Source organism: Metabacillus sp. RB-C-LZQ-3-1, assembly GCF_058315175.1.
On the sequence record NZ_JBZFLI010000014.1, the window covers coordinates 73015 to 86034 of the forward strand.

The 13020-nt window shown below is 33.7% G+C and carries 7 protein-coding genes; 3 read left to right on the forward strand and 4 right to left on the reverse strand.

Translation table 11 applies throughout. The features are described 5' to 3' along the window. Nucleotides 1–483: 483 nt before the first annotated feature. Both AC4GZ8_RS19410 and AC4GZ8_RS19415 read right to left on the reverse strand, forming a co-directional pair. Nucleotides 484–2136, reverse strand: coding sequence for a hypothetical protein (locus tag AC4GZ8_RS19410; protein WP_491083552.1), 1653 nt, complete (start codon nucleotides 2134–2136; stop codon nucleotides 484–486). Nucleotides 2137–3367: 1231 nt separating this feature from the next. After that, a complete protein-coding gene (locus tag AC4GZ8_RS19415) occupies nucleotides 3368–4564 on the reverse strand; it encodes a hypothetical protein (RefSeq protein ID WP_491083553.1) in 1197 nt (398 codons plus the stop codon). Nucleotides 4565–5100: 536 nt separating this feature from the next. On the opposite strand from AC4GZ8_RS19415, the gene AC4GZ8_RS19420 reads away from it, so the two are divergent. Continuing rightward, nucleotides 5101–5865, forward strand: coding sequence for an HNH endonuclease (locus AC4GZ8_RS19420; protein ID WP_491083554.1), 765 nt, complete (start codon nucleotides 5101–5103; stop codon nucleotides 5863–5865). Nucleotides 5866–5940: 75 nt separating this feature from the next. Here AC4GZ8_RS19420 and AC4GZ8_RS19425 read toward each other — a convergent pair whose 3' ends face one another. Together AC4GZ8_RS19425 and AC4GZ8_RS19430 are read right to left on the reverse strand one after the other, a co-directional pair. Then, nucleotides 5941–7299: an FtsZ/tubulin family protein gene (locus AC4GZ8_RS19425; RefSeq protein ID WP_491083555.1), complete on the reverse strand. Its 1359-nt coding sequence runs from the start codon at nucleotides 7297–7299 to the stop codon at nucleotides 5941–5943. A gap of 1 nt (nucleotide 7300) precedes the next feature. After that, nucleotides 7301–7639: a hypothetical protein gene (locus AC4GZ8_RS19430; protein WP_491083556.1), complete on the reverse strand. Its 339-nt coding sequence runs from the start codon at nucleotides 7637–7639 to the stop codon at nucleotides 7301–7303. Nucleotides 7640–8660: 1021 nt separating this feature from the next. On the opposite strand from AC4GZ8_RS19430, the gene AC4GZ8_RS19435 reads away from it, so the two are divergent. After that, complete coding sequence (locus AC4GZ8_RS19435; protein ID WP_491083557.1) at nucleotides 8661–9959, forward strand: replication-relaxation family protein; 1299 nt, start codon at nucleotides 8661–8663, stop codon at nucleotides 9957–9959. Then, on the forward strand, nucleotides 9943–12744 hold the full coding sequence (locus tag AC4GZ8_RS19440; RefSeq protein ID WP_491083558.1) for a type IV secretory system conjugative DNA transfer family protein: 2802 nt from the start codon (nucleotides 9943–9945) through the stop codon (nucleotides 12742–12744). The genes AC4GZ8_RS19435 and AC4GZ8_RS19440 overlap by 17 nt, the downstream gene beginning before the upstream one ends. Nucleotides 12745–13020 lie beyond the last annotated feature (276 nt).

The window sequence follows — 13020 nt, forward strand, 5'->3', positions numbered from 1 at the left end:
TTTAAAGTGCCTTACTCATAAAATTATAGCATAAAGTTGTGGTTTCTCTTATAAATATGGAACGTAACTTAAAGAACCTGTTAAGATATTTAAGTTTTTTTACACATATTTTCCCAATTTTTAAGTTCTCCAAAAGGTTAATAATTCCCTCTTTTTATGCACACTTTATTCACAAAATGCCTTTTTTTGTCCACTTTTCATACACACTACTCACTATATAAACATTTTCAACATTTAAAATTCTATATTTTTATGAAATGGTGATTTTTACAAAAATTCTACTTTTCTATAAAATTGCCCGGTTTATTAACACTACTAAGATTACTAACTATATCCACAAATATCTTTCTATATTTTTATGAGTTAGACCAAAGAAAAGCTACCCCACATCTGCTCATTTTTAAAAAATTCGTTTTCCTTAAAAATGTGTAGATTTAAAGGGCATAACAAATAAACCTCTTGGATTGGTATTTTTTTCGATTATTAGGCTTCTACTTCATTTTCGGTATATTTGACCTGTGCATACTTCCAAGCGTTTCTTGTGCGTTCTTTAAAGTTGTTATATTGAGTAGTTAAGAAAGCCTCTAATTTAAAGCCATAGTATGTTGCTGGCTTGATTTCCTTTACTTTAGGGAGGTTTTCTAATCTTCCTCTAAACATGTTAAGGATACCTGCATATTCAGAAGGATTCACTTTGTTTATTGTTTCAAGAATACGTTCTTCGAGATTTTCATAAGCTTCTACATCTACTTTTAACTCGGACGCTAATTTTCTAAATGCTCTTATTCCTGGGACAAAATCTAATTCTTTATAATAACGGTACCCTTCTCCTAAGCCTTTCTCAGTAAACCATCTATCAAGTACTTCAGAACCTTCTTTACACATAAATCTAAATTCACGAATGCTATATCGACTCATATAATTAATAAAGTCAAAAACACGCTGATCACGTTGAGCACCATTTTTATAACCGTACACTAGATAATCGTATAAACCTTCTTCACGTATAATCTTGGTGTATTCTGCTTCTCTTATATAACGTATTGACCTTTTCACGAAGTTTTCTAAGTCATACGGTAACACACCTGTTTCTTTCCAATATTCTTTCAATTTAAAAATAGCATGGTTAATCATTTTACGTGATTGGTCTTTTAGGATATAAACAATGTTACGGTATAAGCTGCCATTGTATTGGCCTTTTAATTCCGTAGTAGCAAGCTCCCCTATTCCCTCTTTTTCCATTGCATTTTGTATATAATTTGCTTGGCGCGTATATGTTTCTATTGGTTCTAAAGGAAAACGAACCTTTTCGCCCTCTTTTTTATAAGTATGATAGTTAGGATTTAACCTATAGTTCGCTTCATGCCAACGGTTAAACTTTTTATCCATCAAATTATCTTTTTCAGTGTGAAGTATTAGTGGACCATGCTCTCCAATTGATATAGTCACTAAGTCGTAAATTACTTTCCGTACATCAGAGTTTTGTTGTTTCAGTAGAAATTGCTTTAATCCACCTTGATGCAATGATTTACCTTCTTCCACAACTTTATCGAACAGTACTCTATGGTTGTAATTTTTGTTGCTACCAGCTCTCCAGATCAGTCCGAAATAAACCTTCCAATGAGAGACAGAAAGTTTAAGAAATTCCTTCGATAAAATGACAGAAGGATTCACTGTAATATAGCGGAGGGGAATCGGCTTTTCCGTTGATTTTTCTGCATTAACGAAGTAATTAATATTAATGGAAATACGATTGGTATACGGATTTTTCGTTTTCCCTATAAGTTCGTTTAATTCAAATTTTTCGATGGAGTAAAGAAATTCCTGAAAGGATATTGGGAAAATTTTTGATACTCTTTCTCGATACAAACGATATAACGTTACTTCACGAATAACTCCTGCAGTGTTACAGGATAAATGCAAAGCAAGAGCCGTTATTAAATCGCTTTTCAAGACATGGTGAAGTTTCCGAGGATGAGTTTCGTTTTTATGTAATGAATATCTCATATCTAAGTGGTATTTCTTTTCAATATTAAAAAGTGCATCTAGAAAATCAGTAGATACAACAATTCCGGATATTTTTGTTACATCAAATTGGCTATTTTCTTGACTTTGAATGCTTTGATTTTGTATCATGCGCCTTGCTAACCCCTTCTCTTTCAGATGAATTTTTTTGGGTACATAACAACCCATAGTTTTTCCTCTGTTTTTAAAGAAGGTCTGTAGGCGGGATTTTAAAAAATACCAACATACATATCAATACTTTTGCAAAAAATGAGCAAACAAAAAACGGTTAAGTTTAGCAGCAAGATCCACAAAAGTATCCTTCCTAACACTGCACTAGAAGTACACCCCAGTGAAACCTAAACACTTACTTACCGTTTATCTCTAATTTTTATCTATATTTCTCTTAGGTTACCCACTTTGCATATTGTCTTTTTATTTATACTTATGCTAAAATAGGTATTGAATATAATACGTTTTGTTTTGGGGTGTTCCTTCTGAGTGTGTGTAGTGTTCAGAGGAACTTTTTTTTATGTAATTTTTTAATTTTTATCGTTGTAATAATGAATAATTTTTACCTTTCTCTTATTGGTTAATTTTGGATTCTAAAAAAGGGTACAAAAATACTATTCCCTCTAAATATCACATATAACTACATCAATTACGCTTATCATCTCTTTTAGGGTACGACAAATACAATACCCATAAAGATAGACTGATAGCTATAAATATAGCAATATGTCATCTTTAGATAATCCAAAACCCACTTTTATGTTATCACATGAATTTTAAAGATAGCAATACTAAATTTTGATAAAATTCGTCATTTATGGGGGTAGCATTAAAACTGCTATTAATTTCCGAAGTGAATTTGAGAATAAACATATGAAAATTAGTTTTATAAATAATGATTAATAATTGTTGAATCCAATAGTTTTATATGGTATATTATTATTACAAATTAAATAATATTATTTTTAGCTATTCCTAAAAATAATCCAAATCCACAAGCATCCCCCTTTGCCCCAGGCAGAGGGGTTTCTTGTTTTTATTACTTCTGATCGTCCAATAAAAGCTGTAAAACGGTATCTCTTTTATTACTACTATCAATCATTATTAATCAAAAAGAAAAAAACCGCTGGGAGCCCCCAACGGTTATGATAAATGATGATGATTGATTGATACTTAGATATTAGAGATTACAGTGATCACAAAGGCATTAATCAAACCGATAAAAGCTAATACGACAGCTGCTTTATCAATTTTCTTAACCGTTTCCTTTTTAAAAAGACTTAACATTGCAATCACCCCTTGATTTATTTATAAACATTATATAATAAACTTTACACTTTTTGCAAGTGATTTAATCATTATTATTTTCGACATTCATTCCTGCGCCTAATATGGTTGATTCATTTGATAATGAAGTTTGTTCCAGAAAGAGCTTGATAGAAGGATTGTTTGTACCTTGAAGCATCTTTTGTTTCTCTTGCTTGATTTTATTTTCCAATTCTACATAATCTCTCTTGGCCTTCTCTTTACGTTCATGTATGAGTGTTTTTTGTTTCTCTAACGTTGATCTACTTGCTTTTAATTTTTCCAGCTCACTTTGTTTTATGGCAAGACTGTTTTTCGGTTCTTCGATAGACACATCTACTTCTTTAAATACGACTTTATATTCATCCGATTGTGCTTTTCTTTTACTAAATATCTTTGCAAAGAATCCACTAGTTTCCGTATCCTGTTTAACTTGACTATACATTTTTGACTGCGATTCAGCTACCTCTTTAAAACTTTGATTAACTCCTTTTACTACGTCGGTAACATTCCTCTTTAAAACATACAGTTCTTCTTTTGCCATATGCACGATCGATTCATGCAATTCAATTAAGTGATTTACGTTTTCCATTTCTTTTTCCCAACTGGACACATCACTAATTGCCTTCTCATATGATTGCCTTCTGTAATCTTGCTCCCGGACTAATTGCATATATAGGAACATATTCATCATTTGATTTTCCATTCCATCTAACTGCTTTTCCATACTTTCAAGTTGCTCTGAAACAACAGCAGGAGCAAGTGAAGTAATCCCTTTTCGTACAGGTGGTTTAGAATCTGCCTCTTTTACTGTTTCGGGCATTACTCCGACTAAGCTAGCAATATCAACTGGTCTTTTTCCAAGTTGGTCTTGTAGCAAGAATATCATGTATAAACGGTAAATCCCTTTATAATCTAGTCGATATAATTTCCCTGCCTGAGTAATTTGAACATATTCCTCTAAACCATTACGCTGAATGATATTCCGAATTTGGTAATCCTTTCTTCCTAATCGTTCAGCAGCTTCAGCAATGGTATATTGATTTTTACGATTAAGCTCTGATAATAAGGCTTCTGGAATTAGTTCTTTCGTTAACCCTTCTTCTTCTATCACCTGATACAAAGGGTCTTCTTGAAAAATATAACTTATTTCCTCTGCTATGGTCATATCTTCAATTTTTTTATTAATATCATTTACTGTAAATTCTTCAGCATCTATGATCGGTTTATTATTAGTATTCATTAAATTCTCACCTACCTTTTAAACAATTTCATTTATTATTTCTATTATTGGTCACAAAACTTGCGAATTCAAGAGTTTTCTCTTAATAATCACTCTACAAACCAAAAAATCTATATATTGATAATGATTGGAATTTATTAATCTTGATATGTAAACAAATTATTTATAATGATTATGATTACTATTAATTTATAGATATTAAATTTTATTGGTATTGATAAATCAATGTAATATTGATAATGATTGTGATTTATAGAAAGTGCTATTGATTGCTAGTTATTTGTTTTTATATTATATCCATTTATAGTGATTCATAATCTTAATAAATATTTATATTTAGTGTTTTTGATTGTGAATTTCTAATCAACTGAATGATTGGAAGTGATAATACTATCTGATTCAAAAATTTTATTGAAATTGAATGAAACTGATTAAACAATAGTACTATGTTTATAATTGAATTATCATAGATTATCAGTTCGGAGGGGATTTATGAGTAAGGCGGGGAATGTAGCAATAATATTGGTACAAGTTTAGTGTTTGGTTCAATTAAACATGGTTACAAATTACTAACAAATCCTACACCGGGGAATGCAGCGAGATTTATTATTAGTATTACACCAATGGGAGTAGGTATGGAGTTGGTGGATTCTATAAATGACGAGGTTGGGTCCGAGGGTTTAATGGATACAACAAATGAAAATGAAGTTAATATTTTAGTTGATCCATTGTCAGACAGTCCTTTTGTTGAAGTAGAAGAAGGCGCAGAGAGTGAAATAAGCTCAAATATTTTCAAGGAGTTATTTGGTTTTTCAGAAGAGGAAGAAAACTACTTTTTTGCTAAAGCTAATCAAATTTTTAGCGGTATAGGACACCTAGAGTTTATAGAAACGATTAACATGGATTTAGCTAATACAGTTCATCCTGAAACTGGAGTGCTTTTTAATTGGCAAGAGATTGAAACAGTGAATGGTGTAAAAACAGGTGTATTCCCAGTATTTGATGAAGTATGTAATGTGGTAATTCCAAAGGAGTATTATTCAGCTAGTGATGATGTGCATTTTCGTTTAGCAAACGAAGCCTTAGATAAAGCGACAACAGATAATCCCGAATTAGTCCAGGCATTAGGTCTAACCAACTCGCAATTAGGGGATTTATTTATGGGAAAAACCCCAGAAGGATATGTATGGCATCACCACGAAAAAGCAGGATTGCTTCAATTAGTAAATGAGGAAGTTCATAATAACACATCTCATACAGGTGGTAGAGCTATTTGGGGTGGAGGAAATGATAATAGATAAAAAGATAGTAGGGATATCCCTACTATCTTTACTCCTGATATTTGTATGTCTTTAAGCTAAGCCCTCTTTAACATTTTAGAAATCAATATCATCAAGATCCGAAGCTTTCACTTTATTTTCCGGTTTATCGTTATCACCAAATTCATCATCGAAATCGTCTAGTGTTACTTTTCTTCTAGCCGAAGGCTTCTTGTTACTTCCAGAGAAGAAATCATTAAATTCATCTAATCCTAAACCAGATGCTGCTTGTTTTTTTGCTTCTTCTTGTTCTTTTTCTATTTGAATCCAGTGGTCTAACTCTTCTTTTAACTGTTGGATTCTAACTGATGGCGTAGGTAATACAGCCAATCCGTACAATGTTAGGTTATCAATTTTGCTATTCTTTGAAATTGAAAGGTTGACCTTTGTGTTTAATAAATCAGAAGTATACTTAAATACATCATCTGCAATTTTAGGTGAGATATTTTTCGTAGCTGGGTACATAACTGCTATCGCACCTGCAAGAGTATTTTCTATTTTATAATTTGCAAGCACTTCATTGTTTGTAAAAAGATTATTTATTACGACTTCTAAATTTTCATCATCTTTAACGGCATTATTTTTCGAGATAGATAACCATCCTGGTGTTGATAGTGTATTTAAGAATTCTGTTTTGTCATAAACGGAACGGCCATCTAAAAGAGGTAGACTTGATACTTCTGCTAACGTACTTGCTACAACCATATTGCTATATGATTTAGCATCCACTTGTGTGCCACCATAAGTAGTCAAAGGCTTATTAGCATAATAATCTTTCATTTTTTCGTTATCAATTACTAATACTGTACCGATTTTACCTTCGTTAATTAGTTGTTGAAGTACTGAAATTCCTGCTAAAGCGTTTTTTCTAAATGAAGAACCACGTTCGTCAGAAGAAGGTAAGCTACAGATAACACCTAAAGGTATTTTTCCACTCGGTAATGCTCTGTTTTCTCTTACTTTTGAAAGGTAAGTTAAAGCGACTTTGAGTGCTCCATTACCTGTTCCACCACCTAAACTTACTGAAACCCAAATGAATTCAGAGTTTTGAATTTCATCACTTATTGCAACATCACGATATTTATCTTTATTTTCTTTTGCGATTTCAAATCCTAATTGTGCGTTTTTATCAGTACCTTCCAATTCTGGAAACTCAGCACTTGCTGTTACAATCCTTCTTGATTCAGGGATCAGATTCTTATGTTCTTCCATGTCAGACTTAGAAGAATTAAGTAAGAATGTAGGAAACCCGAATCGAGATAGTTCAGCTGCAATTCGACCCCCACCTTGTCCAAGACCTATGATAGCTTGGGAAGGAAAACGACTTATCTCATTGCTTACCTCGTCAGAAGATAGATGTTTTGATAATAAAGCCTTTAATACTCCTAAATTTTCATTTGAATTAAATGATTTCATGTTATTGCTCCTCTCTATTCTTTTTTTCTTCACTTAATAACGTTGCTAACTGTCTGCCTCTAATAGTTACAAAATAGGGTGTCATATTGCCATCTTCTTGTTTTTCAATAAAACCTTGTGATTCAAGAGTGAGAAAGGCAGAGTCATATCTTTTTCTTAAACTAAGATAGTTTTCTATTCTTCCTTTAACAAGTCCTTTAAGTCCGTTGTTAATTTGGTTCTCTTTAACAATCATTCGAAATACATTAATGGTAAATTCATCAAGTTTAGACCTTAAAAACTTTAATGTTCCTGCACTATACTCAAAATCACTAAAATCATTTTTTATAGTATTTTGCATTACATATGTCCACCACCTTAATACATTATGAAACATTTAAACGGAACTTTATATGTACCATGAGTTAATTATAGATAAATACTAGATTTATAGCAATTATTTTAATTCATTTTTTCTAAAATTTTATCATAATGCTGTAATTATCCAATATAGTGGTACGTCTATATGGACCATAAAGTAAAGTCTTGATATAACAAGGTTTATTATAAATTTATGTTTTAAAACGAAAGTTATGTACCATCTATATGGTACATTTGATTTATATAAAATATCGGGGGATCAATCAAAACAATATGGTATTAAATTCCTTTTTTGCTCCTGGAACATCTTTTAACATTTCATGAATTTATTTTTGTGGCTATTAAAAGGGAAGTGAACGGAAAGGGAGTGATTTCTTTTTGTCTATAACTCTCTCTCTTCTTTTTCAAAAACTAAAATTACTGAATAACCCAATGACAGAATGACAGAGTTCCATAATTCCAGATTTTTAGAAGGGGAGGGGGGAGGTGAATGTGCAAAACTGACCATTTTTTATTCGTTTTTTCCGTTGATGATGGTTTGAAACTTTTAACCCAAAAATCCCAAACTAAGATACCCAAAGTAAGATACCCAAAGTAAGATATCTAGGTATCTTACTTTGGGTATCTTACTGGACTGTCATACTAAAACCTAGATGTATCAAAGGATCAAAGCTCGAAAAGAACCGTAAGTATTATAGAATTTCTATGTCCTTTTTAGCCTTAAATCCAACCCAAATATTCCCCCTAAAAAGCAATTCTCTTTTACCCACAGTTTTCCCCATTTTCACCTACTTATTTGCACCCTAACTAATCCTCGTTTTTCTGTATATTGTTGAATAATTATTCGGTTTTTCACTATTTAGTTTAAGGGTAATACATGCTATAATGAGTGAGAAAATCTTATATTCCAAATGGGAAATACCCACATCTGATTAAAGGGATAACTCTATCCTTTTCTTTAGGTGTGGTTTTTTTATTGTCTAAATAGAGGGGGAGAATAGATGGATTTTTATATTGGAGCGAACAGAAGACGTATTTCCTTTCAAGAGTACGAATTGGACCTCCTATATAGGGTTTTTAAAAGCAGATTGCTTACTACTAGTCAAATGTATCGTTGGATAGGGGCAGAAGACCGATTGTATTATGAGAGCTTTTGCTACAGGCTTTCTAAACTTACCGAGAACTCCATATTGGAACGTCGTGTGTATCCTCTTGGACAAAAAGGATTTCGTTATAACTATTACGGTATAGGCACTAAGGGAAAAGAAGTTCTTTTATCGAGTGGTTACATAACGCCTGACACAAAACTTTATGACCAATACAGAGTAATTGGTTCAAACCAATTAGATCACTATCTTGCTACACAAGAAGTAGTCATTTCGACGTTACTTCGTTTAAAAAGTGAGGGGGTAGAGGGGGTAGAGGATTATTCACCATATGACTACCCATATTTGGATGGGACTGCTGACTCTCCAGATAAGAAGTATGTCGTTCCTGATTGGATTATGAAAAAGGGTGATACTTTCCTTAACATTGAATTGGATACAGGAACGGAAAAATTGGAGATGATCCAAGAGAAAGTGCAAGGATATATTAGGCTAGCCAACTCGCGTCAGACAGAAAACCATATCGTGTTATTTGTAGTATTGGATGATTCGTTTCCATCTCGTCATTCATATTCAGACCGTTATAGACGCATTGGAAATATGAAACAATCCTTAGTCAATTCAAGGGATATTCAAACTCCAAACCTTGATGTGTATGTCGTGTCCTTATCGAGAGCATCAGATTTTGCTTATCGTCTCCTTATCAATCAAAGTCCTTATGATGCGGGGAGGAAATTTTTAGAGGTGGAAGCAGCTGTAACTCTACTAGGAAAATACAATCCTGCATTTGAGTATCAGTTTACGGAATTAGAACTAGAAAGCTTCTATCCTCCTTCTATTCCGTTTTACTACCATGCAGATGGTATTTATAAGTTATCCAATCAAGCTGGTTCGTTTTCTGAAATGGTGATGTTCCTTGTATTAGAAGAAGGATATGTCCAAGCACTGGATAAACTAGACTTTCTTTATAAGTCTGCCTTTCAGTTTAACTCGTTTCAAAAGAAGATTGACCGTATGATTGTTCTGTATGACAGTCAGACAGCCCTCCAGTCAGACATACTAGGGGCAGAATTCCCTAATGTGTTATTTATTGATGGTCCGACAGTTGGTTCTTCAGTAGGTAAAGAGCCTATTTTTTACAAGCAAACATCACCTTATCGAATGGAGGTTACAACCTATGACAAATCTCGTTAATCGGTTAGGGCATTGGATAAAGGACGTTAATTGGAAAGCCAAACTCCCTTTATTAGTATCAACGATTCTCTTCGTCCATTCGTTCTATCAGATGAGCAGATCCTTAGTAAATGAGATTTTACTTTTTAGGGCTCAGGCAACAGGGGAGATACTTAGCTTCACTATTTTCGGTGACCCGCTTCATCCGACGTTTCTAGGCTTTGCCTTTGTCGTACTATTCTTTATTGGAGCATGGTTATTGTCGACAAGGGTAGCTTTTTATAAGCCTCTGAAATGGAGAGTGTTTCAATTTTTCGTCATGTTTTTAGGGATTGTTTTTAACTATATATGGTTAATCACATCAGCAACCTATACCAAACTAGTCCCTTACTTTTCTATGAGGGCAGACTTAATCAATATCGAAAATAAGACCTTGCAAGCAATTTTGATTCATAACACCGACCAGTTTTTCTTATTGCTTATGTCGTTACCACTTATAGCTTTATTAATGCTGTTCTTATTTTTAGGTGGTTTGTTCACTAAAGACCAAGAAGAACTAATTGAAGCTTTTTCAACCTTTGAAATCAAAGGGAAGTGGATTCAAGTATTCTCGAAATTTGAGAAAACAGATATATGGCCAGACATAGAATTGGGAGCAAGTTCCGAAACGGGAGAAATGGTAACAATACCTGGGCGAGATAGAACCTTAAACTCTATAATTATAGGTTCGATAGGTTCGGGGAAAACAGCTGCTCTTGGTTTACCAATGATCAATCAAGATTTACATTGGATGACTCGATTCATAAACGATTACCCAACCATATCCAAACAGCCAAATTATAATTCCGAAGAAGTAAAAGGAATGTACCTAAACGGTATCAGTATCATCGAGCCTTCCAATGATTTATGTCAGAAGGCATTGAAGTTAGTCAAAGCACATGGAATCCCAGAGAAGAGTATTACGTATATCAATCCGCTTGATCCAAATACTCCTTCCATTAATCCAATGAAGGGACCAGTTGATAAAGTAGCAGAAACGTTTACCCTTGTAATTGAGGGACTAAATGAAAGTGGGGAAACAAATGAGTTCTTCCAGCAATCTCAAAGAACACATTTAAAGCATTATATTTATCTTTTAAAATTACATGAGCCGGATAAAGAAGTAACATTCGATATGCTCTTAGATATGTATAATAACTCTCAATTAGTTCGTAAAATGCACGAGAAGTTGAAAAAAACCTTTCCTGCAGATTACGAAAATATAGAAGAACGAGATGAACGTAACCATTGGCAGATTGTTAAACAAATAGACGAATGGTTTGATGTAAACTTGGTTCCCAAGACAATGCGTACTCCACAGGGGGAAATACCTGTTAAGGTTCAAACAGGTCCTTATCGTGGAGAAATAGAATATTATGATGCGAAAGCTGAGTTTGTTCAAGGTCTCCGTAACGTACTAAATGACATTGGAGCAAATAAATTGATTCGTAGAGTACTATTCGGAAAGAGTGACTTCGACTTTGATCAGCACCTTGAAGCGGGTGGGGTATTGTTGGTCAACTCTAGTAAGGGGGAATTGTCGGGTCTTGCTAACGTTTTAGGGAAGATAGTGTTATTAAGTTTACAAAATGCCGTATTCAGACGTCCTCCTAACATATCAACATTCCATCATATTTTGGTGGATGAGGCGCCAGATTACTTGTATCAGCCATTCAGGGAGTTCCCTGCCCAATCGCGTAAATATAAAGTTATCGTAACGATTATTCTCCAAACCATTACGCAATTAGCAGATAGATACGGAGAATACTATATGGATACTTTAATTGGGACTTTAAGAAATCGTATGGTTTACGGAGATTTACCGTCCTTTGATAGTGAATATTTCAGTAAAATATTTGGTGAGAAGTATGTATATGAGGAAAGCACAACGGAACAATCGGTATCAGCTTTACAAGATAATCCTATGACACGTAGCGGTTCGTCATTCAGTCGAAAGAAAGATGTAATGATGACAGCGGGGGATGTTATTTTCCAAGAAGCATTCCAATGTAGTGTTAAGATCGTAGTGAATAATAAGCCGATGCCTGTTCAGCAGATTCAGGCGAACTTTGTTCCGGAAGATGAATTTAAATCTGCGACTATTTTAGTTGATGAAGATGCAGCAGACATTTGGTTAGAAGATCGTCAATTATTCTTAGAAGGTAAGTCGAAAGTTGAAATTGTCGTAGAGGGAATTGTCGTAGAAGAAGATGAAGTTGTTTCTCCTAAGAAAGAGGAAAGTAAGCCATCTGCACCTAAGCATGATGTATTAGATGAAAAGCAAGTGGAGGAAACGGTAGCCCAAAGACACGTAGATTTACCGAAAGATGATATTGTCTTTTCCCCACCAAAACCATCTAGGTTACGGACTGCTAGAGCAACCGTAAATGAGGAAGTGGCTGTAACGGTAGAGGAAGTACCTGTAAAGGTTTCTCTTAAAGAAGAAGGTCCTCGATTAGTTGGTGAACCAGCTCTACTAGAAGAACCGAAACCGATCGAATTGAAAAAAGTTGCACCTCCAGTGGAGGAAAAACAGCTAAATGAGCCACAAGATAAGGGGGTTCAGCAAGAGGAACAATCTTCATTAGAGGATTGGCAATCGCAACTAAAATCCCCGCTACCTCAAAAAGAGGAAAAGCAGGTTGAAGAAGATGATGAAAAGAAACAAGACCAACCACCTAACCAACCTAAAGTAAGCAAGATGGACAAAAAGGGACAAGATTTTTTAAATGAAATTGTCACCTATGTAAATGACGAGGATTTATAAGGGTTTAGGTTTATAGAAAAAATAAACTTGCCTGAATATGAGGAATACGATACAATTTGTATATATTTATCTAGTTATCTATTCAACTTACAAGAGAATATATATAAATGGGAGAACCCCACAACTAGTTTTAGAGATTTATTTTTGAATAAATCTCTAGGCTGTTGTGGGGTTTTTTGTGTTGAATGGACAGTACACGAGCTGATTATTAGGTAAATATACAAACAAACAAAGAGAGTGTAATTAACAAAAAATAATTAATAGGAGGATTTTTTT

What these genes read in the sequence shown, in the direction of transcription:
- AC4GZ8_RS19410 (WP_491083552.1), bottom strand. Translation starts at nt 2,136, where the DNA reads ATGATACAAAATCAAAGCATTCAAAGTCAAGAAAATAGCCAATTTGAT.
- AC4GZ8_RS19415 (WP_491083553.1), bottom strand. Translation starts at nt 4,564, where the DNA reads ATGAATACTAATAATAAACCGATCATAGATGCTGAAGAATTTACAGTA.
- AC4GZ8_RS19425 (WP_491083555.1), bottom strand. Translation starts at nt 7,299, where the DNA reads ATGAAATCATTTAATTCAAATGAAAATTTAGGAGTATTAAAGGCTTTA.
- AC4GZ8_RS19430 (WP_491083556.1), bottom strand. Translation starts at nt 7,639, where the DNA reads ATGCAAAATACTATAAAAAATGATTTTAGTGATTTTGAGTATAGTGCA.
- AC4GZ8_RS19435 (WP_491083557.1), top strand. Translation starts at nt 8,661, where the DNA reads ATGGATTTTTATATTGGAGCGAACAGAAGACGTATTTCCTTTCAAGAG.
- AC4GZ8_RS19440 (WP_491083558.1), top strand. Translation starts at nt 9,943, where the DNA reads ATGACAAATCTCGTTAATCGGTTAGGGCATTGGATAAAGGACGTTAAT.